Here is a 23809-nt window from a genome sequence, read left to right as displayed (position 1 = left end):
TCTGGCCATCTTTGCTGAACCAAGGGAATCACACGCAATGAAACCGTCCCCCCAATGGGCATTGCTGGCGCTGTGCTGCGCCGGCCAGGCCGTGGCAGACCAACAGACGCCGGACGCCACCAACAAGGACATGGAACGTATCGTGGTGCAAGGCCAGCGGGCCCAGCAGGCCAAGCCCGACACCGCCATCGTCTCCATTGATGCGCAGCAAATCAGCCGCAACCTCAGCGCCGATCTGAGCGACGTGCTGCGTTATGAGCCCGGGGTGTCGGTCACCCGTGACGAGCGTTTTGGCATTGGCAGCATTAATATCCGGGGCATGGACGGCAACAGGGTGAAGATCCTGGTAGACGGCGTGGAGCTTGCCGACAGCTACGGCCCAACCACCACCTACCTGCAATCGGGCCGCAACACCGTGGACATGGACGCCCTGGCCCGCATGGACATCATCAAAGGCGGTGATGTCAGCGCCGGCTCCGGCGCTCTTGGCGGTGTGGTGCAGTTTCGCACCAAAGATCCGGCTGATTTCCTGAGCGCCAACGGCAACGACAGCTACCTGTCGCTGCAAGCCGGTTACCGCAGCGACGCCGAGCGTTACAGCGAAACCGCTACCCTCGCCAACCGCCATGGCGCGGTGGAATCCCTGCTGGTGTATACCCGCCGCGACGGCCAGGAAACCGAAAACCACGGCGGCGGCAGCGATATTCGCGGCCCAGGCCGGGGCGCCGTCAACCCGGGGGACAACCAGTCTGACAACGTCCTGGGCAAGGCCATTTGGCACATCAGTAGCGACAACCAGCTTGGGGTCGTCGGTGAGCACTTCAACGGCCAGTCGGCCATCAAGCTCTATTCAGAAAGTAGCGCCACCGCCCTTAACCGCTCCGACGACGACATCACCCGCAACCGCCTGGGGCTGTTCCAAACCCTGGGGGGCGATTATGCGCTGTTTGATCAGTTGCACTGGCAGCTCGATTACCAGAAAACCCGCACCGAGAACGGCACCTTGATTGACAGCGACACCAACCATCGCTTCGTCAATCGCTTTTACGACCAAAAGGGCTACCAGGGGCGCATTAGCCTGGCCAAGCAGCTGGGCAGCCACAGCCTTCGCTACGGCGCCAACTACCAGCACCAGGACTACGAAAACCTCAACCACAACACCGTGGACGGAGTGACCGACACCAGCCGCTTCTCCCCCAAGGCCGACGGCAACATTTACGGCCTCTACCTTGAAGACAACTGGCAACTGAGCCCCAATTTGGCATTGCTGCCGGCGGTGCGTTATGACAACTACCACTACAGCACCCAGGCCGACAGCTATGTGGCAGACTGGGGCGACAGCAAAAACCACAAGCTGACCGGCCAGCTGGGGTTCAACTGGCAAGTGGCCGGCCCCGTGGCGCTCTTTGGCCGCTACGGCAGCGGCTTTCGCGCCCCCAGCATCAACGATCTCTACTACTACTACGAGAACAACGTCAGCTTTGGCGGCAACAACTACTCGTACATCATCAGGCCCAACCCCAACCTCAAATCCGAGCAAAGCACCTTTAGTGAGCTGGGGCTGCGCCTGAGCACCAGCCATGGCGACGCCGAGCTGACTTTCTTTGAAAACCACTACCGCGACTTCATCGAAAGCCAGGTGCCCCTAGGCGCCTCGGCCGAGTACAGCCTGGGAGAATTTACCTCCCAGAACCTCGACAAGGTGCGCATCAAAGGGGTGGAATTCAAAGGCGCCCTGGACATTGGCACTTTTTGGGGGAGCGCCGAAGGCCTGCGCCTCAAAGGCGCAGCAGCCTATGCCGACGGTAAAAACACCGGCGACGATGAGCCGCTGGACTCGGTCTCGCCGCTGCAACTCTACACTGGCCTCGACTACGACGCCCCGGCCGGCAATTGGGGCAGCAGCCTCAATGTCACCTGGACAGCGCGTAAAAAGCCCAGCGACATCACCACCGCCAACCAGTGGCTGGCCACCCCGAGTTTTACCGTGGTGGACATGACCGCCTACTACCGGCCTGTTGAACAACTGCAACTCTCGGCCGGCCTTTTTAACCTCTTGGATAAAAAGTATTGGGTGTGGAGCCAGGTGCGCACCTTGAGCACCCAAAGCCAGAACATCGAGCGCTACAGCCAGCCGGGCCGCAATGTCGGCGTTGGCATCAAGTACAGCTTCTGAGGTAAAAAAGCCCGCCGATTGGCGGGCTTTTTCGTGGCGCTTACAGCCAGCGCTCGAAGCTGAATTCTTCGGAGCGCTCGCCGTCGGTGAGCAGCCACTGGCCTTCCATCAAGGTAGCGCTAAGGGCCATGTTCTTTTTGGCAAAGGCCGCCAGGGCTGGCAGCTGCTCAAAGCCGATGTTCAGCACTTCCAGGCGTTTAAGGGCCTTTATTTCGTCACCGAACTGCTTCCACCACTGCTCGGCGCCGCGGGCGCCGTAGGAATACACCAGCACCTTCTCGGCCCGAGACAAGCCCTGCTTGATGCGTTTGACCGTTGGCTCGCCCAGCTCTATCCACAGCAGGATGCGGCCATCGGGCGCCTTGAGCCACAGGTCGGGCTCGTCGTCGCTGCTCAGACCCTTGGTAAAGGTCAGGTCGTCATCGGCGTGGGCGATAAAGGCCAGCAGCCGCACCATCAGCCGGGTTTCGGTTTCCGATGGGTGGCAGGCCAGGGTCAGCTGATGCTCACCATAGTAGTGCCGTTCCAGATCGCTGATATTCAGCTGCGCCTTATAGATAGTGGCACCCAACGCCATGGTGGTTCTCCGAGCCCGCAAAAGGGGGCAGTTTCCGGTAATGGCGCCGTGCTGTCCAGCCTTGTAACGGCTGTGTGGCGTAGAGCGGCTAACAGCGAGCCAAGCCATGGAGCCAGGGGCTTAATCCAGTAGCCTCTCTAAGCCTTCGGCAGCCATGGTCGCTGTGAACTCGATTACCTCGTAACTCGCCACCCCGGCCTGGTGGAAAGGGTCTTGCTCGATAAAAGCCGAGACCAGCTCACGGTCAGCCAAACGGCAGAGGATAACGCCACCGCTGCGAGGGTTTTTGGGACCAGATACCAGCACCAACCCGGCCTGATAGGCGCTCTTTAACCAGGCGCGGTGAGCCTCAAGGTGCTGGTCAACCTCATCCAAGGGTTTGATATAGCTAAGGGACAAAATAAACATCACGGCAAGCCTTATGGGGGAAAGGGGCGTTCAGTCTATCACCATCAGGGCCCGGTATTCGTCGTAGGCAAATTGGTCGGTCATGCCACTGACGTAGTCCTGAAGCAGCCGGCAGCGGTAATAAAACTCGGTGGCATCATCCTGGTCCTTTACCGCCTGCTGGTAAGCATGGACATGCTTGCCGGAGAGTTTTTTAAAGAGTCGTTTTTCCAGCAGCGGCGCCTTGGGCTCCTGAGCCATCACCAGGTTGAACTGGGCTCGCGGGCATTGCAGCAGCGGCCGGTAAATATCCAAAAGCCCGGTGATCACCTTGTAGCCCTGCAATTCCCTGGCTTCGACTTCCTTATCGCAAAAGGCGTATTTAAAGGCGACGTTTTTGAGCGCTTGGGTGATAGCGTGGGCGTAGCTGTTATCTTCCAGCAAGGCTTCGTTTAAATGGCCATGGTAGATGGCGTCAATATTGTTGATAAAGCGCTCGGCGGCATATTGCACCAGGGGATGGAGGATCTTCAGCCTGAACTCGATAAAAAATTGGCTAACGGCGGTGGCATCAAACTGGGCAGCCTTGGCCTTTGCTTTATCAAGCATGGCCGGTAAATCAAAGGTCTCGGGGGGCTGGGTAGCCAGGTGCGAGAAACCTTTAACGATGTCAGCAAACTCGCTTTTTAATGCCCCGCTTAATTTATTCAGGTCGAGAATGTCTTTTTCTACCGCATCTTCCAGATCGGCGATGCAATAAGAAATATCGTCAGCCGCTTCCATGATGTAACTAATAGGGTGGCGACAACCCGGCGCCATATGCAGCTGCTCCCGCAACTGGCCAACATATTCTTGCTCGCTAAAATAAAAGCCCACTTTCTTTTTCAGATAATGGCCGGGCGCCCCCTTGGCCGGTTTAGGCTCTATGCCGCAGCGGGTGTATTTCAAAATGCCCGCCACCTGGGTAAAGGTGAGGTTGAGATTGAGCAGGCTATGCACCAGGCGAATGGCTTGGGCGTTACCTTCAAAACCACAAATATCCCGGACCAAATCATCAGGCAGTTGCAGCGCTTCACCGGCCACCACCGGGTAACAGCTCGCCAGGTTACGGCCAAACCAATCGTTGATGGCTTGCTCGCCAAAATGGCCAAAGGGCGGATTGCCGATGTCGTGCATCAGGCAGGCCATCTCCACCAGGCTTTCTACGTGGCGCTCAAGGCCAGCCAGGCCGGTTTTAGCCAGCAGCCCCTGTTTTTCAAGCCGGGAAAAAATGGTCTGCACGATAAAGCGGCCGACTTGCTGCACTTCCATGGAATGGGTCAGCCGGCTGCGCACCGCCGAGTTGCGCTCAAGGGGAAAAACCTGGGTCTTTTGCTGCAGGCGCCGGACGGCGGCCGAATTGATAATACGGCCCCGGTCGCTTTCAAAAACGGAAAGCTCAAGAGGTTTTGTACTGCGTTGGTAATAACGAGAAGAAGAGATCTTGTTGCGAAAATCCACCGCCGCACCTTTTAGCAATCTTTTGCACCAGCTTACTGCTTATCCTTTTTTAGGGCAGCCTGTCAAAAATGCCGTCAGGGGCGCTCATGAAAATACAGCTGATGGCGAATGCCAGGGTCTGAGCCGCCGCCCACTTCGGCGTCCCAATAGCCCTCGGTAACCAGGGTGGCTTCGGTAACGCCTCGGTCCCAGAGCCAGCGGCACGCTTCTTGGGAAGCGCTAAAACGCAGCAGCTCTCCCTTTGCATTTTTTACCCACAGCAGCTCATCACCGATGCGCACCCGCAGCAGGAAAATCACCATCTCGGTGGCGACGATTTCCAAGGGTGGCCGAAAGCCATTGGCCAGCGCCGTTTCAAATTCGGATTGAGTCATACCGCACTCCTTAGTGACTTCCAGCATAACAAAGCCCAAAGGCTAAGGTGTGTTGGTTAAGGAGTGACGACAACAGGGCATTTTTTACAAGGAAGACGGGGTAAGCAAAGTGGCCATAACCGACTGGCTTTGCAGCTTTTTCCAAAGGGCTTCGGTGCGCTTGGGCTCGTAACCGCGAATAACCTCATCCCCCATCACCAAAATGGGCAGCGGCCCTTCACCAAAACGCTTTTTAATGTCGTCGGCTTGCGCCGAGTAATCAAGGTTAACCCGCTGCACCGGCATATTCAGGGTCTTAACCAGCGCTTCGGTGCGCACGCAGGCAACGCACCAGTCGTTGGTGTAAAGCTCAGCTTTTGCTTGCCCAAAGGGCCAGATATCGTGTGCCTTGGCCACGGCTTTAAGGCTGTCGCTCTGCTGGACAAGCAGTACCAGCAGCGCCAACCACATCCAACGACGCATCTTTTTATCATCCTTGTAAGCGATTAAAACATGCGCAATTGAACCCATTTCGCCTAAACCCTTGCTTAACAGCAAAAAACTCAGGCGTTAGCCGAAATTAGAGGTATTTAAATGCCTTTTACTGGTTTTTCTGGCTTTCCCTCAACAGGCTAAAAACGGTGATGAATTGCCAGTCGCACCGATAAAAAACCCCGCATTAGCGGGGTCTTTTAAATGGGGTGATGGGTTATTTGGCATCCCGGCCAGGGCCAAACCATTGCACTGTTGGTTGACGCTGGGACTGGCTAAGCTTTTTAGCAGCCGTCACCGAATCGGTGATTTGGAAATAGACGTCCTTGATACGGTAGTTATCCAGTTGGGTATCTATTCCAATGGTTCCTTCCCGTTGCAGCTTCTGGAAATCAGCCCAGCTGATACCATCGCCGTACCCTCTCAGGTAAACATCCATGCTCTGGAGATTAATATCGCCAAGTTGATTGGCCAATGCCGTGGGTAAATTGAGATCTGGGATCTCACCTTTTACCGGCCCAGAGATAAGCCAGGAGACGTTATTACCACTGGTGTCAATGCCCGCAACAACGACACTGAAACTGCTCATGCCGTCCGCTTCGCTGCTGAAATCGTAATAGTACGGTGCATCCCCTTCCATATCTTGCAGCAACGCCAGGGTACTGCCCCAAAATGCCTGGCCGACAACAGGCACCGTAGGTTCATCGACACTACCGTCGGCTGCGACCCGAGCCCGAATAGAGGCATAGCTGGACGCCACAACGCCATCGGCGGGGATTTGATCGCCAATCTGATAGAGCGTGACGAAGTTGTTCTGACTGACCGCAGGGTAGATCAGCGCCGCGGTATTGCCCATATCGGCGTTGTTAGTCCAGCCCCAATAGTCACCTCGTTTGCCTCGGGCAGTGACCTGGTAAGCGTTGAAGTACTGGCTGCCGGCCACCGCGACACCCGGGGCAGTAAAGTCATCTTGCCTCAGGGTTAGCGCATTGGTTACCGCGCTTAAATCCAGTTTGCCGCCTTTGGCAGTGCCGTCGGTATCAATCAGCTGAATATCCAAAGGCTGGTCACTCGAACTAGCCAGACTGGAACAGCTGTTGAAAATAACGTCTGTTTGACCATTAAGGGAGTAAGACGACGACCCCAGCAACAGTTTTGCGCCACTGTTGGAAAAGGCGAAGGCGCTGACATCTACCGTGATATCCCGGCAGCTGCACCCGTCCTCGTTACTCAAATCACTGAAGTAAACGGTGCCCTGCTCGCCAGGCGTCGCATCCAGGGTGGTGCTGGCATCTAAGCCACCGTGGGCGTTGACGACGGTCAGGTGTTTGGCAGTAGAGGGCCAGGCACCATCGATATGGCCTTGGCTGTCGGTCTGGTAATGAGCCACCACTTGACCTGCGCTGTCTTGCAGCACCGCATCCACGCCGGCCAGCGGGCTTTCCACGTTACAGGCGTTGTAGCTCATAGCCGTCAGGCTGATACGTTGGGTAGGCGTAGTAACAGGAGGTTGGCTTGGGGTTGTGTCTTGGGGAGTCTCTGAAGAACCACCGCCGCCGCCACAAGCGGTGAGTAGAAGTGCAACAGGAAAAATTCCTAACTTTTTCATTTTTAATTCCTTTTTTAATGGCGATGGCAATGTATCAGGGCATAAAAGCTTCGTCCAGAGTTGAATATGCTTAAGATAAAGGCGCGCTTTTAGCGCCGCTTTTTCGTATTTCCACAGGCAGGGCAAGGTTTTTTAGGCAAAAAGCAGTTTGCAACAGGCAATAAAAAAGCCCCGCAATGCGGGGCTTTTTTGGGGCTCAATGAGCTGGCATTACATCATGCCGCCCATGCCACCCATACCGCCCATATCGGGGGCTGAAGGAGCATCGGACTTAGGCAGTTCGGTGACCATGGCTTCGGTGGTGATCATCAGACCGGCCACAGAAGAGGCGAACTGCAGGGCGCTGCGGGTGACCTTGGTTGGGTCCAGGATGCCCATTTCCAGCATGTCGCCAAAGGTGTCGTTACCGGCGTTGTAACCGAAGTTAGCGCTGCCGTCTTTGATTTTGGCGGCGATAACGGAGGCTTCACCACCGGCGTTGGAGACGATCTGGCGCAGCGGCGCTTCCATGGCGCGCAGGGCGATCTTGATGCCGTGGTTCTGGTCTTCGTTGTCAGCGGTCAGCTCGCCCAGTTTGGAGGCAACGCGTACCAGGGCAACACCACCGCCAGGGACCACGCCTTCTTCCACTGCGGCGCGGGTAGCGTGCAGGGCGTCTTCAACGCGGGCTTTCTTCTCTTTCATTTCCACTTCGGTAGCGGCGCCGACTTTGATAACGGCAACACCGCCAGCCAGCTTGGCCACGCGCTCTTGCAGTTTTTCTTTGTCGTAGTCGGAAGTGGACTCTTCGATTTGGGCGCGGATTTGTTTAACGCGCGCTTCGATGGCAGCAGCTTCACCGATACCGTCGATGATGGTGGTTTCGTCTTTGGTGATAACCACGCGCTTGGCTTGACCCAACTCTTCCAGGCCAGCCTTTTCCAGCTCCATGCCAATCTCTTCGGAGATCACGGTACCGCCGGTGAGGATGGCGATATCTTGCAGCATGGCTTTACGACGGTCGCCAAAGCCAGGGGCTTTAACGGCAGCAACCTTGACGATACCGCGCATGGTGTTCACCACCAGGGTAGCCAGGGCTTCGCCTTCTACGTCTTCAGCGATCACCAGCAGCGGCTTGCCAGACTTGGCCACGCCTTCGAGGGTCGGCAGCATCTCGCGGATGTTGGAGATTTTTTTGTCAACCAGCAGGATGAAGGGGCTGTCCAGCTCAACGCTGCCGTTGTCAGGGTTGTTGATGAAGTAGGGAGACAGGTAGCCGCGGTCAAACTGCATACCTTCAACCACGTCCAGCTCGTCTTGCAGGCCTTGGCCTTCTTCAACGGTGATAACGCCTTCTTTGCCCACTTTGTCCATGGCTTCGGCCAGGATATTGCCGATGGTTTCATCGGAGTTGGCGGAGATGGTGCCAACCTGGGCAATGGCTTTGGAATCGGAGCAAGGTACGGACAGGGCTTTGAGCTCTTCCACGGCCTTGATAACGGCTTTGTCGATGCCGCGCTTGAGATCCATCGGGTTCATGCCGGCGGCAACGGCTTTAAGGCCTTCGTTAACGATGGCTTGGGCCAGTACGGTGGCGGTGGTGGTGCCGTCACCGGCTTCGTCGTTGGCCTTGGAAGCGACTTCCTTGACCATCTGGGCGCCCATGTTCTCGAACTTGTCTTCCAGTTCGATTTCTTTGGCCACGGACACACCGTCTTTGGTGATCAGCGGCGCGCCGAAGGACTTGTCCAGTACCACGTTACGGCCTTTGGGGCCCAGGGTGACTTTTACTGCGTCAGCCAGGATGTTCACACCCTTGAGCATTTTAACGCGGGCATCGTTACCGAATTTGACTTCTTTTGCTGCCATTTTTCTAAATCCTCTAAAAAACGGTCAATTAACCTTCGACAATCGCCAGGATGTCGGACTCGCTCATGATCAGCACTTCTTGGCCGTCGAGCTTCTCGGTTTTGACACCGTAGCCGTCGTTGAAGATAACCTTGTCACCCACCTTCACATCCAGGGGTTTGACGTCGCCGTTATCCAATACACGGCCCTGACCTACGGCCAGCACTTCGCCGCGAGTGGATTTTTCAGCGGCAGAGCCGGTCAGCACGATGCCGCCAGCAGATTTGGCTTCAACTTCGATGCGCTTGACGATGACGCGGTCATGCAACGGACGCAGTTTCATCTGAAAGTCTCCTAAACGTTTAAGTCAGAACGTTTTTAATAAAGGGCCGTCGTGGCCCAAATCGGTGTTGCACCCTATATGGGGAGCCATCAGAGGCTTTCCAAGAGGGGCGGCGAAAAATTTTTAATCCTTGCGCTCAAACTCACCGTCGATGGTGGTGCGCTCACGGTATTGGCCTGGTTGCCCTTGCTGGCCGCCCATAGGGCCGGCGCCAGCAACGGTTTGCACCACCATGCGCTTACCCAGCTGCGCCGCCAGTTTGCGGCGCACACCCGGCAGCAACAGCGCAATACCGGCGATATCGGTCAACAAGCCTGGGGTGACCAGCATGACACCGGCAATCAGCAGCACCAGGCCTTCGCAAATTTGCTGGCCGGGCATTTCGCCGGCCGCCATGCGCCGCTGGGCTTCCATCCAGGTGGAAAAACCGGCCTGGCGGACCAGCCGGGCACCAATCACGGCAGTGATGATCATCAGGGCAATGGTGGGTACCACGCCGATAATGCCCCCCAGCTTGATCAGCAAGGTGATCTCGACAAAGGGAACAATCAGAAACAGCAGGAAGAGTCGGCCGAACATGAGGCCTCCTTAAAAGGGCTTGAAAGAAAGCTGGGGGCGGGCGGGTCCGTTTTCAAGCCGGTTTGGGGATTTGTCTGCTTTTGCCCACCACGGCGACAGGTTAAGGTAAGGCAGCCGCCTGAAATGGAGATGAACATGACCGAGGCATTGGTGGTGCTGTGCACCTGCCCAGACCTTGCCAGCGCAGAGCAGTTGGCAAGGCAGCTTTTGACAGAGCGGCTGGCAGCCTGCGTTAATCTGCTCCCTAAAGTGCGCTCCCTCTATCTTTGGCAAGGCCAACTTTGTGACGACCAAGAAGTGCAGATGATCATTAAAACCACGCAGCAACGCTACCCTGCCCTGGAGGCGGCCTTGAGCGCCGCCCATCCCTACGAGAACCCCGAGATCCTGGCCCTAGCGGCAGCTGATGGCGCCAAGGCTTACCTGGGCTGGCTGAGCGAGGTCACCCATGATTAAGCGCTTGTGGCTGCTCCTGGCACTGACGCTACCGCTCTTTGCCCAGGCGGGCGGCATTCCCCTGCCCAAGGCCGATAAATTGCTGGCCCAGCAGGAGCCGCAGTTTTTGCCGGAAGACCAAGCCTTTGCCTTTAACTTCCAGCAAGACGGCCAGCAGCTGAAACTGAATTGGGACATCGCCGACGGCTATTACCTATACAAAATTCGCTTCAAGGTTGAAGGCAAAGGGGTCAGCACCGGTACCCTCACCCTGCCCCAGGGCCAAGATCACGAAGACGAGTTCTTCGGCAAGACCGAGGTGTACCACCAGCAAGTGGCCTTTACTGTGCCCCTTAGCGCCATCACCCAGGGCGCCACCGTGGTGGTGAGCTACCAAGGCTGTGCCGATAAGGGCCTTTGCTACCCGCCCACCCGCAAAACGGTGCCGGTCGACCCGGTAGCGGCAACGGCGGCTCCATCCCATGCGCCCGCCCAAGGTTATGTCAGCGAGCAAAATAAGCTGGCCGCCATGCTGGCCGGTAGCGGCCTTGGGCTGACCTTGCTGGCCTTCTTTGGCGCAGGGGTGCTTATCGCCTTTACCCCCTGCGTTTTTCCCATGTACCCCATTTTGACCGGCATCATCGCCGGCGCCGGCAACAAACTCACCACCGGCCGGGCGGTGTGGTTGTCCTTTATCTATGTGCAGGGCATGGCCATTACCTACACGGCGCTGGGCTTACTGGTGGCGAGTGCCGGTGCCCAGGTACAGGCCCTCTTTCAAAGCCCGGTGGTGCTGATTGGCCTGTCGCTGCTGTTTGTGATGCTGGCGGTGGTGATGTTCAGCGGCGCCAACCCGCAACTGCCGCCGGCGCTGCAAGAGCGGCTTAACCGGGTATCCAACCAGCAACGGGCCGGCTCGGTAACCGGAGTGCTGGTGATGGGGGTTATCTCCGGCCTGGTGGCCAGCCCTTGCACCACGGCCCCCTTAACCGGCGCCCTGCTGTTTGTGGCCCAGAGCGGCAACCTGCTGACCGGCGCCCTGGCCCTTTATGTGCTTTCCCTCGGCATGGGCCTGCCACTGATGCTGATTGGCTCCACCGGCAGCAAATGGCTGCCCAAAGCTGGCGCTTGGATGGAAACCATCAAGCACCTCTTTGGGTTTATCCTGCTGGCAGTGCCTATCCTGCTGCTGGGCCGGCTGGTGCCGGACAGCTGGGCGCTGAGCGCCTGGGCATTGTGGCTGCTGGTAACCTTTGCCTTCCTGGCCCAGGCCAACAGCACTAGCCAGCCGGGCTTTTGGAAAGGGGTCCGTACCCTGGTGGCCTTCCTGGGGCTCTTTGCCGGCGCCATGCTGGGTTATCAAACCCTCTTTGCACCGCAGGTTGCCACGCCGGTTGTTAGCACTACGCAAGACGGCCACTTTAAACGGGTCAGGAACCTTGCCGAAATGCAGGCCGCCATCAAGGCCGCCGCCAGCGAAGGTAAACCCATCATGGTGGATTTCTATGCCGACTGGTGCGTGGCCTGTAAGGAGTTCGAGAAGTACACCTTCTCCGACCCCCAGGTGAAGGCCCGCTTTGCCAAGATGGTGCTGCTGCAAACCGATGTTACCGAGAGCACCACCGAGCAAGTGGCCACGCTCAACCACTTCGATATTCTCGGCCTACCGACCCTGCTGTTTTTCGACAAAAACGGTAACGAGATAACGGCGCTAAGGGTAACCGGCTTTCAAAAACCGGCGCAGTTCCTAAAAACCCTGGACCAGTTGCAGTAAACAAAAAACCCGCCGGATGGCGGGTTTTTTTATGATGCTGGCGTTATTCGAGCAGCATGGAGTAGGCAGAGCCTTCGTCGCGTACCTTGAGCTTGGCTTCCAGCGCAAAGGCCCAGTCGATATTGAGCTTGATGGCCAGTTGCAGCGGCCAGTCCACCGGGGTGTCTTCACCGGCATCTTCCAGACGCTCAAGATAAGAGGCCATGTACACCAGGGCCGCATATTGGCTGAAAGGCTCGGCCAGCAACGGCACCCGCTGGTTGCGGATGGCCAGTTGAATAACGTCGGGGAACAACCAGCGGCTGGAGAGCTCGGCGCCCACTTCGGCGTAGGTAAAACCCAGCACCGCATGTTCGGCGTAGGCACGGGCCTCACCGGCTGAAACCCGCTCGTCCAGCTCGGCGGCCAGATCCGGCTCAGCTGCGTGGATGATCAGCTCACCGATGTTGTGCAACATGCCGCAGGTAAAGCTCAGCTCACTGTCGCAGCCAGATTTAGCGGCCAACAGCCGGCACAGCTCACCGACATTAAATGATTGGCGCCAAAAACCTTTGAGATCGAAATGCGGCACGTTGGGGTAGATATCCACCAGGCCAGCGGCAAGCACCATATTGCGCAGCACATCCAGGCCCAGGCGCACCGACGCTTCGGTGACGGTGGCAACCTGGCGGGAACGGCCATAGCGGGCCGAGTTGGCCAGGCGCAGGGTTTTGGCGGTGATCACCGCATCCTTGCCAATTTTGCCGGCAACGGTGCGCACGTCGGTATCGGGATCATTGAAGGTGGCGATAAGATCCTTCACCACCTGCGGGATCTGGGGCAGGTTCTGCGGACGTGAAAAAAATTGTTCTAAGGATTTCTTGGACATTCAGGCTCCAACTCCCTTGGGTGCTCCCATTGGGGCGATACGCTTTAAAACGAGCCGGTTTCTCAACAAAAGCAGGTGCATCCTGCAAACTTGGCTAACCGCATGACCCTAATATTTGCTGCAGTAAATGCAAAAGGCATTTTTACCATAAAAAGATGACAGGATGCCTGCGCAAGACTGCCTTAACCTTTTTAATTAGCACTGCTGCCAGGTATTGCTACCCGCTTTTATCCAGGTTCCTAACGCTTGGATGATAGCCTTCTCAAAGCCCAGCGCCAAGGCGCCTTTGGTAAATCTCAGGCCAGCTCACAGTCTGCTGGCGGTGCCTTATTAAGACAGCGGCGGCTGGTTATCCAGCGCCTCCAAAATACTGCAGTTGTTCGCCCCTTCCTGGCCACCCTGGCAAGCGCTGCTCATGGCACTGAGAGCACGGTGGATCTGTTGCAGCTGGGCCAAACGTAATTCGACCTGTTGCAGGTGAGCATCGACGACGGATTTAACCTCACCACAGGTATGGCTGTCGATATCGACCCGGATATCTAACAGCTCGCGAATATCTTCAAGGGAAAAGCCCAGTGATTTCATGGAAAGAATAAAATGCAGGGTACTTAACGAACCATCATCGTAATAGCGATAACCGTTGTCGCCCCTTTTGGCTTCAAGCAGCCCCTGCTTTTCCCAAAAACGCAGGGTATCTACCGTCACGCCGGTAGCCTGTGCCAGTTCACCAATTTTCATTACTCACCTCGTTTCGCCCTGGGCGATCAGGCATATATAAGATTGCTTATTACAGCCCTGCTTTTTATGCCACCAGCAACAGCGCCTAGACTGTCTTTGCAGACTACCAGATCTGTTTTGGTTCGCACCGCAAACACTCTGTACCATTACAGCGCCGCTGGCCAGGAGCAAGGCCCGCATTACCCAGACAAGGATGCCATCATGGGAAAACCCGCCGCTACCATCACCCACATGCATGTTTGCCCAAAAACCACCGGTACCGTCCCTCACGTGGGCGGCCCTATCGTGGTGGGATCGCCCAATGTGTTGATTGGCTGCCTGCCTGCTGCCCGGGTAGGGGACATGCTGGTCTGCGTTGGGCCGCCGGATAAAGTCAAAAGCGGTTCGGGCACGGTGCTAATTAACGGTAAGAAGGCCGCGCGGATGGGTGACAGTACCGATCACGGCGGCGTTATCGTGGTGGGTAACCCCACGGTGCTGATTGGCGGCTAACCCAGAAGAAGATGACGGCCATCAACAACGGGCCTGAAAATGACGAAGGTCCTGTTGTTGGCATTGGAACTTGTCATAATAAAAGTTAACTTGATACAAAATGCCTAAGTGCATTAGCTATCCCCGGAGGTAAAAGCCTCCCAGTGCAGTGATTAGCACGTCCACGCCATGTAAGGCCTCTGATGTATTTTGTGTAAAGAGGCGTTATGGCGACCTACCTTATTACCCTCGAACTCACCAAAGGCATGGACTACATGCCCCTGCACAATACCTTGGTCAGCTGGCACGCCCAGAAACTCACCAGCACAACCTGGCTGCTGGAATCCGCCGTTGTGGAGCTTGCATCACCGCTATTGGACGAATTACGCAAATTGGTTAAGGACGGCGACCGAATATTGGTAAGCCAGAGTCAATTGCTGGTGGGTTGGAATACGGTTGGCAGGCTGCCGGTGAACTAAAAGAAGGGGACGATGGAGCGGGTGAAGGGAATCGAACCCTCGTATGCAGCTTGGGAAGCTGCCGTTCTACCATTGAACTACACCCGCATCGGAGCCTGATTATAGGGAAATTCCTCCACAAGAAAAGCCCTTCACGTGCAACTGGTTAGAAGTCGCGCAGACCGTTAAACTGGTACGACTTGTTGGGAGAGAGGAAAAACCCATGTCTTTTGATTTCACCGGGAAAGCGGTTTTTGTGATGGGCGGCACCAGCGGCATCAATCTGGGCATCGCCCAGGGCTTTGCCAAAGCGGGGGCCAGGGTCTGTGTGGCCAGCCGCAGCCAGGACAAAGTCGACGCAGCAGTAGCGGGCCTCGGAGACGGCGCCTTTGGTTACAGCGTTGATGTGCGTGACAGCGAAGCCGTAGCCGACGTTTTTGCCAAGGCAGCAGCGGCTTTTGGCCAGCCCATTGATGTGCTGGTGAGCGGCGCCGCTGGTAACTTCCCGGCGCCGGCCAAGGACTTGTCGGCCAATGGCTTTAAAGCCGTGGTGGATATCGACCTGCAAGGCACCTTCAATGTGATGAAAGGCGCTTACCCGCACCTGACCCGTCCCGGTTGCATCATCAATATCTCGGCGCCTCAGGCTTATGTACCCATGGGCCTGCAAGCCCATGTTTGCGCAGCCAAAGCCGGGGTAGACATGATCACCCGCACCCTGGCCATGGAATGGGGCCCCGAGGGCATTCGCGTTAACTCCCTGGTACCCGGCCCCATCGCCGGCACCGAAGGCATGGCCCGCCTAGCGCCAACGCCGCAGCTGTTGGCCATGGTGGAAGATTCTGTGCCGCTAAAGCGCAACGGCGCCCCGGAAGATTTGGCCAATGCCGCCCAATTCCTGGCCTCGCCCATGGCCAGTTACATCAGTGGGGTGGTGTTGCCGGTAGACGGTGGCTGGTCTTTGGCGGGGGTCAGCTATGCCATGGACAATATTGCCAGGCAGCTGACCGGTAATAAGCCGTAAAAAAAGGCGCCGTAAGGCGCCTTTTTCATGAGGCTTTGGACTGACTTTCCAAGGCGCTGATTTTTTGCGACAGCTGATAGCCCTCGTCGGTGATGATGGCTTCAAGCACCCGGATACGCTCCTCCATCTGGGCAATCTTTGCCTCCAAGGCACCACTGCTCTGGCTTGATTTGCCGGCTTGCAGCTCTTTTTCCTTGTGCTTGAGGTGCTTGTTGTACATGTCGTACAAGGTACCGAAACCAACGCTGACCAAGACGATCAGCACCACCATAGTCGAGCCATCCATCAGCTTGCCTCCTTGTTAGAGTTTGTCCAAAGCCAGTTGCCCCCAACCGATCAGCTTGTCGTTGCTGAAGATCAGTGGCGTGCATTCGTCGCGGGTGGTCATACCGTCACCATGCTTACGCTGAGTACGGTAAAACAATACGCGGTGCCCGTCTGTGAGCTGGTCATCAAAGTCCGGTGTGCCCATTTTACTGGTGACATCGGCACGGCTCATGCCAGTAGAAAGCCCGGCGATGCCGTCACGGTTGTGCCGTTCTATTTTAGTGTGGTCACTGTGGTCGTTATCGGAATCGCCATCAGCGATCACCACACAAGCAGACAAAGGCAGTAGGAAAACGGTCATTAACGCGAGACGGGCAACAGACTTTTTCATTGTTATTTCTCTCCTGAAATAAGGCTTTCCCTGGTTAAAGCAAGGGGCGTACCAACATCATAACCAACTGTATTTATTAGATAAAATCATCATGAGACAATTTAGTCTTCGGCATTCTCACCACCATGTGGCGAAATCGACCACACAGCGGTTTATCCGATAATCGCTATTGTGAATAACAACAGGACCGTTGCCACCAACTGCGATAGACTGCCAGCCTTTCAGATTTCATCCGAGGTACGAGTGATGGATAAACAGATCCGCGACAATCTCAAGCTGGACAACCAGCTTTGCTTCGCCCTGTACTCAGCGTCCCTGGCGATGAACAAGATATACAAACCGCTATTGCAAGGGCTGGACCTTACCTACCCGCAATACCTCATCATGTTGGTGCTGTGGGAAGAAGACGGCATTACCGCCACCACCTTGGGTAAAAAGCTGATGCAGGATCTGGGCGCTTTGAGCCCCGTGATAAAACGCCTGGAAGTACAAGGCCTGGTGGAACGCCGCCGCAGCCAGGAAGACGAGCGGAAAGTCGAGCTGCACCTCACCGCCGCTGGCAAGGCCATGCAACAGCAGGCAGGCTCACTGCCCGAGCAAATTTTGTGCGCATCAGAACTCAACATTGACGACCTCAAAACCCTCAAGGCCCGGCTTGATGAGCTGCGTGAGTCTTTGCAAAAGCAGCTGTGACCGCATTACCGCCTTGGTTACGACAAAGAGCCCTCTTAAGGGCTTTTTTTGTGCCGGTTTGCTATCTGTTCATGGCTAAGAGAAAGAATCGTTAGACGCAATCGGGTTATTTGATTATCGCAATTACAGTTATCGCGATAACATCATTCCAGTAGCAAAAAACAACCTTACTCAACCGCGAGGAACACATCATGCAAGTACTGTACAAAGCAATCGCAACTTCTACCGGTGGCCGCGATGGTCGTTCCAAGTCTTCCGACGGCGTACTGGAAGTGAAACTGAGCACCCCAAAATCCCTGGGCGGCGCCGGTGGCGACGGCACCAACCCTGAGCAACTCTTTGCCGCCGGTTACTCCGCCTGTTTTATCGGTGCCATCAAGTTTGTCGGCGGCCAAGAAAAAATCGCCATTCCGGCTGACACCAACATCCGCGCCGAAGTCGGCATCGGCCAGATCCCCGGCGGTTTCGGCCTGGATATCGACCTGTTCGTGACCCTGCCGGGTTTGGACCAGGCCAAGGCTGAAGAGATTGTGGCCAAAGCCCACCAGGTCTGCCCCTACTCCAACGCCACCCGTGGCAACGTGGATGTGCGCCTGCACGTCGCCGTGTAACACGCCCGCATTGAAAAACCCCGCCACTGGCGGGGTTTTCGTTTTTTAGGGCCCGATAACCGCTTTTGCCTGTTAAATGCCCCCGCCTTTCGTAAAATGGCCGGCGATTGATAAATAACAAGCACAAAGAGGCTTTATGAAACTGCGTGTCCTGGCCCTGCTGCCCTTGCTGGCAAGCACTGCCGTTTTTGCTAAAACCGCCCCAGCTCCTGTTGACCTTGCCGTACAAAACACCCAGGCGGTGCTGTGGATGCAACGCTCCGGCGAATACCGGGCCCTTTGCTACCAGGCCTTCAACATGGCCAAGCTCGCCTTCGACAAAGCCCGCGCCGCCAACAAAGGCAAACTGGCGGTGATGGTGGACCTGGACGAAACCATGCTGGACAACAGCCCCTACGCCGGCTGGCAAATCAAGCACCAGCAGGGTTACAACCAAACCACCTGGGACCAATGGGTCAACAGCATTCAAACCGCCGCCCTGCCCGGCGCCGTAGACTTTGCCAACTACGTGGACAGCCACGGCGGCACCATGTTCTACGTGTCCAACCGCTCCGACCGTACCTTTGATGCCACCGCGGCCAACCTCAAGAAAGACGGCTTTCCCAAGGTCAACAAGACCACTCTGCGCCTAAAAACCACCACCTCCGACAAGGCGCCGCGCCTGGAGGCCATCCAGGGCGAAGGCTACCAAGTGGTGTTGATGATGGGGGACAACCTCAACGATTTTCCCGACCTTGGCACCTACCATCAGCTGAACGCCGAACGTAACGACGCGGTAGACACCAACCAGGCCGCCTTTGGCAGCCAGTTCATCCTGCTGCCCAATCCCTCTTACGGCGATTGGGAGCCGGGCCTTGGCAAGGATTACTACCAGCTTGACGATGCCGGCAAAGCCAAGCTGCGCAGCGACAGCCTCAAAATCTGGGACGGCAAATAAGCCGCCTTTAAGCTGCGCTTTCGCCGACAAAAAAGCCCGCCAATCGGCGGGCTTTTTCAGGCCAGGGCCTGGGCAAGGTCGGCAATCAAGTCCTCGGCGTCTTCCACGCCGATACTGAGCCGCACCAAATCGTCACTGACTCCGGCCGCTTGCCGCGCCTCTTCGCTCATGGCGGCATGGGTGGTGCTGGCCGGGTGGCAAGCCAGGCTTTCGAGATCCCCCAGGCTCACCGCCTGGGTAAAGAGCGCCAGCTTGTCCAAAAACGCGGCGCAGCGGGCAAAGCCGCCTTCAAGCTCGATGCTCACCATACCGCCAAAGCCGCGGCTCACCTCTTTTAGCGCCTGGTGCCCAGGGTGCTGGGCAAGGCCCGGGTACACCACCTTTTTAACGCCGGGGTGGCTGCTGAGAAACTCGGCCACCTGACTGGCGTTTTCCAAATGGGCGGCCATGCGCAGCGGCAGGGTTTTAAGGCCTCTTTGCAGCAGGTAAGCCTCTTGGGGGCCGATGGGCGAGCCGATGTGTTTTAAGGCCACGGTACGCACCTTGGCCATCAGCTCATGAGAGCCCGCCACCACGCCGGCGATAATATCGCCGTGGCCACCCAAATATTTGGTGCCGCTGTGCATCACCAAATCCACACCCAGCGCCAAAGGCTGCATCAGGTAAGGGGTCAAAAAGGTGTTGTCGCACACCGTGATGGCGCCTACTTTGCGGGCCGCCGCCACCACCTTACGGGGGTCTATCACCTTGAGGTTGGGGTTGGTGACGGTTTCAAACAGCACCAGCCGGGTATTGGGGCTGATGTTGTCCAGCAGTTCCTGGTCGGAGCCATAACGGGTAACGGTAATACCGGCCCGCACCAGAGTCTGCTTTAAAAAGGCATCGGTACCGCCGTAAAGCGGGTCGACAAAGGCCACTTCCTGGCCGCTGTCGACCAGGGCGTACATGATGGCCGACACCGCGGCCATGCCCGAGGCCACCACCAGCGCCTCGTCGGCTCCTTCCAGGGCCGCCAGCTTTTGCTCCAGCGGCGTTACCGTGGGGTTACCAAAGCGGCTGTAGATAAAGCCGGGGTTCTGGCCGCTAAAACGGGCCCGCCCTTCCTCGGCGGTAAAGTAGCTGAAGGTGCTGCTTTGGTAGACAGGGGTGGTCAGGGCGCCGGTCTGGGGATCCAGCGCCTGCCCGGCATGCACACTCAGGGTTTTGAACTTCATCAACATCTCCAAATATCAGGCTGACGCACGTATCAGGTCGCCATAGTGGCGCGTCGCCACGTCGGTGTGGGAACGAAGCCGCCCTTTGAGGACGTTTTCCCCCACCTCGAAAAACAAGGGGTTGGCCGGGTCGCTCTGGGGCCCTTTGGCCTCACGGGCAAGATGCGGCGGCAACGAGAGCAGCGGTACCCGCGAATCGAGCCTGGCCGCCATGAAAAAGGCGCAAGACAACCGCTCCACACCTTCGGGCGGGCTCACCACCCGGTGCAAGGTGGCCCGCAGGTAGCCGTTGGAGGCAAGCTCCAGCAGCTCACCGATATTGACCACAAAGGCCCCTTCAATGGGCTCGGCGCTTACCCAGCCCTTATCGGTCTCAACCTCAAGGCCAGACTGGCCATCCTGCATCACCAGAGTGAGGTAGCCCGGGTCCTTATGGGCGCCAACCCCCTGGCTGGACGCTCCCGTCGCCCGGCCCGGGTAGCGAATCAGCTTCATGTGCTGATAGGGGCCAGCGGCTACGTTTTCGGCAAAAATAGCTGGGTCTTGCTCCAGCGCCTCGGCAAAGGCGTCCAACAGGCGCACCGTGATATCGCTCAGCCGCTGCTGCCAGTCCAGTAGCGCCGCTTTCATGCTCGGTAACGCCGCCGGCCACTGGTTAGGGCCATAAAGCCGTTGCCAGGGCTCGTTAATTAAAGAAGGGGGTAATGCCGGCTGTTCGTTCATGATATCAAACTGCTCGCGCATGTCCGGTTTGCCCCGGGTAATTTCACCCTGCATTTTTGTATAGCCACGAAAATGCGGTGAGTTGGCCATCTGTACTTCCATCTTTTCTTTTTCGGTTAACCCAAAAAAGCGACGGGCCAAATCCAGTATGCCTTTTTGTTCAGACACAGAAAGGCCATGGCCAACCAGATAAAAGAAGCCATAGTCGCGAGCCGCGCTGCGCAAGGCCTTGAGGAAGTTTACCCGTTCAGATGCAGTGCCGTCGAGCAGGCTCAAATCCAGCACAGGTAATGTCGGATTTTTCATTATCGCCTCCACAAAACAGGGGATAGCCCGAGAGGAATATCAATGGCAGCCATCCTAGATCCTTTAATTAAAGAACAATAAATAGCCTTTTCTTCTGAGTTAGAGAGAAAAAAGATATGAGGATGTAAGGAAGCCTTTCCTTTTAAATGGATAGACGTCTAAAAATAAGATACCGTTTTAATGACCGCGTTAAAAAAATGTATGGACTGGCTTTTACTAAAGCCTCTGCAACTCAAGGCCCGTATCGGCAATTGACCGGTCAGGCTTGCCTCTCTTGTTGCCAGGGCCAAGCACCATGCCTCTCTCCACTTAGGTCGAATAGACAGGCAGCCCCAAGGCTGCCTTTTTTGTCTAATGTCTACAGCAATGGCCAAAAAGGCCGATGCAGGACAAAACAATAAAAATCCAAGGAGAAGGTTATGTGGCAAGTCTTGGGTAAAAGTGTCGTCGTGGGCGGGGTTCTCGGCGTCAGCCTGTGGTGGCCCGGCTGGCCCTGGCTGGCTGTGCTGCTGGCCATGGCGGCAGTGGTGGTGCTGTTTTGGCCCCGCACCCTGGTGGTGGCAGAGCCGCCCAAGCCGCGCCTGGACCCAGCCCCCATCAGCGATGCGGTAACCCGTATCGCGGTGGAGTCGGCCAATGCCTCCCATTTTGTCGACGGCATCAAGGGGCACCTGGGGGAGCAAAAGGCACTTTCGGCCAAAATTCTCGAGCGGGTAGAAAGCCTGGAGCAAGCCGGCCTTGCCATGGAGCAAGGCGCCAGCGACGCCCGCCAGCAAGTGGACAGCGCCGCCGTTGCCACCGAACAGGGCCAGGGGCAGATGGAAAAGCTCAACCAGGCCCGCCATGAGCAGCACCAGAAGCTGACCATAGCCCAAAGCCAAGTGGGCCAGCTAAAGGAGCAGTCTGACTCCATCAAGGGCATTACCCAATCCATCGAGCAGCTGGCCGAACAAACCAATATGCTGGCCCTCAACGCCGCTATCGAGGCGGCCAGGGCCGGTGACCAGGGCCGCGGCTTTGCGGTAGTCGCCGATGAAGTGCGCCACCTTGCCCAGCAAACCCGGGAAGCCACCCAGAATATCGAGAAGCTGCTCGGCGCCATGGTAGAGCAGACCTACGGTGTTACCGCCGCCATGGATGCCCTGCAGGCGGTGGATGCCACCATGACCGAGCTGATTGAAGACACCAGCCACCAGCTGCGGCAGATCATGGGGATGATGGGCCAGGCCCGCGACAGCTCCCAGACCATGGCCCAGCTGCAACAGGATTTTCAGCGAGACAACGCCGGCATCAGCGGCCATGTGGAGCATCTGCACAGCTCCATGGGCGCCATCGAACACGCCATCGGCGAGGCTTCTCAGCGCATTTTGGAGCTGAGCACCCATACCGAAGGCATTTTCGTGGCCCTGTCCGGCAGCGATATCGACGACCAGCACAGCCGTATGGCCAATGCCGCCCGCCAGGGCGCCGCCGCTATTGCCAGTGCCCTGGAAGCGGCCATCAACGGCGGGCAGATAAGCGAGCAAGAGCTGTTTCGCTTCGACTACAAGCCCATCGCCAACACCCAGCCGCAAAAATTCAGCACCGGCTTTGACCGCCTCACCGATCAGCTCTTCCCCCCCATTCAGGAGCCGCTGCTGGCGGGACTTGATGGCGCAGTGTTTGCGGGAGCGGTCGATATCAACGGCTACTTTCCCACCCACAATAAGAAGTTCAGCCAGCCGCTCACCGGCGACCCGAAAAAAGACGTGGCAGGCAACAGGACCAAACGCCTCTTTAACGACCGCACCGGCAAGCGCTGCGGCAGCCATACTGAGCCCTTTTTGCTGCAAACCTACAAGCGCGATACCGGCGAAGTGATGCACGACATCTCGGCGCCCATTTACGTGCGGGGCCGGCATTGGGGCGGCTTTCGTATCGGCTACCACAGCCGCTGAGCCGTTGGGCGAGTCCGGCTTGCCCTGCCTGGGCAGCCGGGCGTAGGCTGGGTTTTTCTATGGCCACGGAGTAAACGCCATGAAACCCAATGTCTTTGTATTTAGCCGCCTGAGCGATGCCCACTTGGCGGAACTCAGGGAGCGCTACCAGGTAACGGTGCTGGACCCCAAATGGGATATCGACGCCCAGTACGCCGCCGCCCTGCCAAGTGCCCAGGGCATGATAGGGGTTGGCCGCAAGCTTGGCCCCGCACAGCTTTCCCAGGCTGGGCAGTTAAAGGTGATCAGCTCCATCTCGGTGGGCTATGACAACTACGATCTGCCCTACCTCACCGAGCGCGGCATCATGCTCACCAACACCCCCGACGTACTCACCGAAACCACCGCCGACCTTGGCTTTACCCTGCTGATGAGCGCCGCCCGCCGGGTGCCGGAGCTGGACGCCTGGACCAAAGCCGGCCATTGGCAACGCACACTGAGCACGGAGCGGTTTGGAGTCGATATTCACCACAAGACCCTCGGCATTGTCGGCATGGGCCGCATTGGCGCCGCCATCGCCCGCCGGGGCCATTTCGGCTTCAACATGCCGGTGCTCTACACCGCTAATAGCCCCAAGCCAGCACTTGAAGCCGAGCTTAACGCCCGCTTCTGCGGGCTGGACGAACTGCTGCAACAAGCCGACTTTGTGGTGCTGGTGGTGCCCCTTGGGCCCCAGACCCGGCACTTGATTGGCGAGCAGCAACTGGCGCAAATGAAAGCCACCGCCATTTTGGTCAACGTGGCCCGCGGCGCCGTGGTGGACGAAAACGCCCTGATAGCCGCCCTTGAAAAGGGCACCATCCGCGGCGCAGGGCTTGACGTGTACGAGCGCGAGCCGCTCAATGATTCGCCGCTCTTTAGCTTGGCAAACGCCGTGACTCTGCCTCACATCGGCTCGGCCACGGTGCAAACCCGCGACGCCATGGCGCGCCTGGCGCTGGACAACTTCCACCAGGCCATGGCTGGCCAGCGCCCCGCCAACCTGGTTAATGGCGAGATTGGGTCATAAGGTTGTCATCTATCGATTGCGATGATAGAAACCCTTGCCGCGACACCGGCCCATGGCTGTGTCAGTATTTG

The 23809-nt window shown here is 57.3% G+C and carries 26 protein-coding genes and 1 tRNA gene; 11 read left to right on the top strand and 16 right to left on the bottom strand.

The genetic code is table 11. The features are described from left to right. Window positions 1–37 precede the first annotated feature (37 nt). Window positions 38–2176 carry a TonB-dependent hemoglobin/transferrin/lactoferrin family receptor gene (locus AC22G1_RS02820; RefSeq protein ID WP_487315427.1) on the top strand — a complete coding sequence of 713 codons (2139 nt, stop codon included), beginning with the start codon at window positions 38–40 and terminating at the stop codon, window positions 2174–2176. Window positions 2177–2216: 40 nt separating this feature from the next. On the opposite strand, the gene AC22G1_RS02815 is transcribed toward AC22G1_RS02820, so the two are convergent. The 9 genes from AC22G1_RS02815 to AC22G1_RS02775 form a co-directional block, all read right to left on the bottom strand. Further along, a complete protein-coding gene (locus AC22G1_RS02815) occupies window positions 2217–2753 on the bottom strand; it encodes a YaeQ family protein (RefSeq protein WP_050659903.1) in 537 nt (178 codons plus the stop codon). Between the two features lie 120 nt (window positions 2754–2873). Further along, window positions 2874–3161 (bottom strand): YciI family protein, encoded by a 288-nt coding sequence (locus tag AC22G1_RS02810; protein WP_487316679.1) that lies wholly within the window; start codon window positions 3159–3161, stop codon window positions 2874–2876. Between the two features lie 30 nt (window positions 3162–3191). After that, complete coding sequence (gene dgt / locus AC22G1_RS02805) at window positions 3192–4640, bottom strand: dGTPase (RefSeq protein WP_487315426.1); 1449 nt, start codon at window positions 4638–4640, stop codon at window positions 3192–3194. 74 nt (window positions 4641–4714) lie between these two features. Continuing rightward, window positions 4715–5014 (bottom strand): hypothetical protein, encoded by a 300-nt coding sequence (locus tag AC22G1_RS02800; protein WP_487315425.1) that lies wholly within the window; start codon window positions 5012–5014, stop codon window positions 4715–4717. Between the two features lie 84 nt (window positions 5015–5098). Then, window positions 5099–5476: a glutaredoxin family protein gene (locus AC22G1_RS02795; RefSeq protein WP_487315424.1), complete on the bottom strand. Its 378-nt coding sequence runs from the start codon at window positions 5474–5476 to the stop codon at window positions 5099–5101. Window positions 5477–5702: 226 nt separating this feature from the next. Then, window positions 5703–7220: a hypothetical protein gene (locus tag AC22G1_RS02790; protein WP_487315423.1), complete on the bottom strand. Its 1518-nt coding sequence runs from the start codon at window positions 7218–7220 to the stop codon at window positions 5703–5705. An 84-nt stretch (window positions 7221–7304) separates the two neighbouring features. Then, the gene (gene groL / locus AC22G1_RS02785) at window positions 7305–8942 is read right to left on the bottom strand and encodes a chaperonin GroEL (protein WP_487315422.1); all 1638 of its coding nucleotides are present in this window, start codon (window positions 8940–8942) and stop codon (window positions 7305–7307) included. A 28-nt stretch (window positions 8943–8970) separates the two neighbouring features. Then, the gene (locus AC22G1_RS02780; protein WP_487315421.1) at window positions 8971–9264 is read right to left on the bottom strand and encodes a co-chaperone GroES; all 294 of its coding nucleotides are present in this window, start codon (window positions 9262–9264) and stop codon (window positions 8971–8973) included. Window positions 9265–9387: 123 nt separating this feature from the next. After that, window positions 9388–9843 carry an FxsA family protein gene (locus tag AC22G1_RS02775; RefSeq protein WP_487315420.1) on the bottom strand — a complete coding sequence of 152 codons (456 nt, stop codon included), beginning with the start codon at window positions 9841–9843 and terminating at the stop codon, window positions 9388–9390. Between the two features lie 135 nt (window positions 9844–9978). On the opposite strand from AC22G1_RS02775, the gene cutA reads away from it, so the two are divergent. Both cutA and AC22G1_RS02765 read left to right on the top strand, forming a co-directional pair. Further along, window positions 9979–10299: a divalent-cation tolerance protein CutA gene (cutA, locus tag AC22G1_RS02770; RefSeq protein WP_487315419.1), complete on the top strand. Its 321-nt coding sequence runs from the start codon at window positions 9979–9981 to the stop codon at window positions 10297–10299. Beyond that, window positions 10292–12052, top strand: a complete 1761-nt coding sequence (locus tag AC22G1_RS02765; protein ID WP_487315418.1) for a protein-disulfide reductase DsbD — start codon at window positions 10292–10294, stop codon at window positions 12050–12052. The genes cutA and AC22G1_RS02765 overlap by 8 nt, the downstream gene beginning before the upstream one ends. A 43-nt stretch (window positions 12053–12095) precedes the next feature. Here the strand turns inward: AC22G1_RS02765 and AC22G1_RS02760 are convergent, their stop codons facing one another. Both AC22G1_RS02760 and zntR read right to left on the bottom strand, forming a co-directional pair. Further along, window positions 12096–12920, bottom strand: coding sequence for an HDOD domain-containing protein (locus AC22G1_RS02760; RefSeq protein ID WP_487315417.1), 825 nt, complete (start codon window positions 12918–12920; stop codon window positions 12096–12098). Window positions 12921–13250: 330 nt separating this feature from the next. Then, window positions 13251–13658, bottom strand: coding sequence for a Zn(2+)-responsive transcriptional regulator (zntR, locus tag AC22G1_RS02755; RefSeq protein WP_487315416.1), 408 nt, complete (start codon window positions 13656–13658; stop codon window positions 13251–13253). Between the two features lie 201 nt (window positions 13659–13859). On the opposite strand from zntR, the gene AC22G1_RS02750 reads away from it, so the two are divergent. Both AC22G1_RS02750 and AC22G1_RS02745 read left to right on the top strand, forming a co-directional pair. Next, window positions 13860–14150, top strand: a complete 291-nt coding sequence (locus AC22G1_RS02750) for a PAAR domain-containing contractile injection system baseplate protein (protein ID WP_050659914.1) — start codon at window positions 13860–13862, stop codon at window positions 14148–14150. Window positions 14151–14356: 206 nt separating this feature from the next. Further along, a complete protein-coding gene (locus AC22G1_RS02745) occupies window positions 14357–14608 on the top strand; it encodes a hypothetical protein (RefSeq protein ID WP_487315415.1) in 252 nt (83 codons plus the stop codon). A gap of 13 nt (window positions 14609–14621) precedes the next feature. Here AC22G1_RS02745 and AC22G1_RS02740 read toward each other — a convergent pair. Next, window positions 14622–14695 (bottom strand) — tRNA-Gly (locus AC22G1_RS02740). A 115-nt stretch (window positions 14696–14810) separates the two neighbouring features. Here AC22G1_RS02740 and AC22G1_RS02735 point away from each other — a divergent pair. Beyond that, the gene (locus tag AC22G1_RS02735; protein ID WP_487315414.1) at window positions 14811–15611 is read left to right on the top strand and encodes an SDR family oxidoreductase; all 801 of its coding nucleotides are present in this window, start codon (window positions 14811–14813) and stop codon (window positions 15609–15611) included. A gap of 25 nt (window positions 15612–15636) precedes the next feature. On the opposite strand, the gene AC22G1_RS02730 is transcribed toward AC22G1_RS02735, so the two are convergent. Further along, window positions 15637–15897, bottom strand: coding sequence for a hypothetical protein (locus AC22G1_RS02730; protein WP_487315413.1), 261 nt, complete (start codon window positions 15895–15897; stop codon window positions 15637–15639). A 15-nt stretch (window positions 15898–15912) separates the two neighbouring features. After that, window positions 15913–16269, bottom strand: a complete 357-nt coding sequence (locus tag AC22G1_RS02725) for a DUF3192 domain-containing protein (RefSeq protein ID WP_487315412.1) — start codon at window positions 16267–16269, stop codon at window positions 15913–15915. 246 nt (window positions 16270–16515) lie between these two features. Between AC22G1_RS02725 and AC22G1_RS02720 the strand changes: the two genes are divergently transcribed. The 3 genes from AC22G1_RS02720 to AC22G1_RS02710 all read left to right on the top strand — a co-directional run bounded on the left by AC22G1_RS02720 (window position 16516) and on the right by AC22G1_RS02710 (window position 18510). Then, window positions 16516–16962: a MarR family winged helix-turn-helix transcriptional regulator gene (locus tag AC22G1_RS02720; RefSeq protein ID WP_487315411.1), complete on the top strand. Its 447-nt coding sequence runs from the start codon at window positions 16516–16518 to the stop codon at window positions 16960–16962. Window positions 16963–17153: 191 nt separating this feature from the next. Further along, on the top strand, window positions 17154–17573 hold the full coding sequence (locus tag AC22G1_RS02715; protein ID WP_050659920.1) for an organic hydroperoxide resistance protein: 420 nt from the start codon (window positions 17154–17156) through the stop codon (window positions 17571–17573). A 136-nt stretch (window positions 17574–17709) separates the two neighbouring features. Next, window positions 17710–18510 (top strand): 5'-nucleotidase, lipoprotein e(P4) family, encoded by an 801-nt coding sequence (locus AC22G1_RS02710; RefSeq protein WP_487315410.1) that lies wholly within the window; start codon window positions 17710–17712, stop codon window positions 18508–18510. 56 nt (window positions 18511–18566) lie between these two features. Here AC22G1_RS02710 and AC22G1_RS02705 read toward each other — a convergent pair whose 3' ends face one another. Next, window positions 18567–19724: a trans-sulfuration enzyme family protein gene (locus AC22G1_RS02705; RefSeq protein ID WP_487315409.1), complete on the bottom strand. Its 1158-nt coding sequence runs from the start codon at window positions 19722–19724 to the stop codon at window positions 18567–18569. Window positions 19725–19739: 15 nt separating this feature from the next. Next, complete coding sequence (locus AC22G1_RS02700; RefSeq protein ID WP_487315408.1) at window positions 19740–20753, bottom strand: isopenicillin N synthase family dioxygenase; 1014 nt, start codon at window positions 20751–20753, stop codon at window positions 19740–19742. A 419-nt stretch (window positions 20754–21172) separates the two neighbouring features. On the opposite strand from AC22G1_RS02700, the gene AC22G1_RS02695 reads away from it, so the two are divergent. Both AC22G1_RS02695 and AC22G1_RS02690 read left to right on the top strand, forming a co-directional pair. Further along, a complete protein-coding gene (locus tag AC22G1_RS02695; protein ID WP_487315407.1) occupies window positions 21173–22690 on the top strand; it encodes a methyl-accepting chemotaxis protein in 1518 nt (505 codons plus the stop codon). Between the two features lie 79 nt (window positions 22691–22769). Next, window positions 22770–23738 (top strand): 2-hydroxyacid dehydrogenase, encoded by a 969-nt coding sequence (locus AC22G1_RS02690; RefSeq protein WP_487315406.1) that lies wholly within the window; start codon window positions 22770–22772, stop codon window positions 23736–23738. Window positions 23739–23809 lie beyond the last annotated feature (71 nt).

The sequence above is a fragment of the Gallaecimonas zhanjiangensis genome (genome assembly GCF_057624825.1).
The sequence above is the reverse complement of the archived record's forward strand: the minus strand, read 5'-3'. Positions and strand labels throughout refer to the sequence as shown.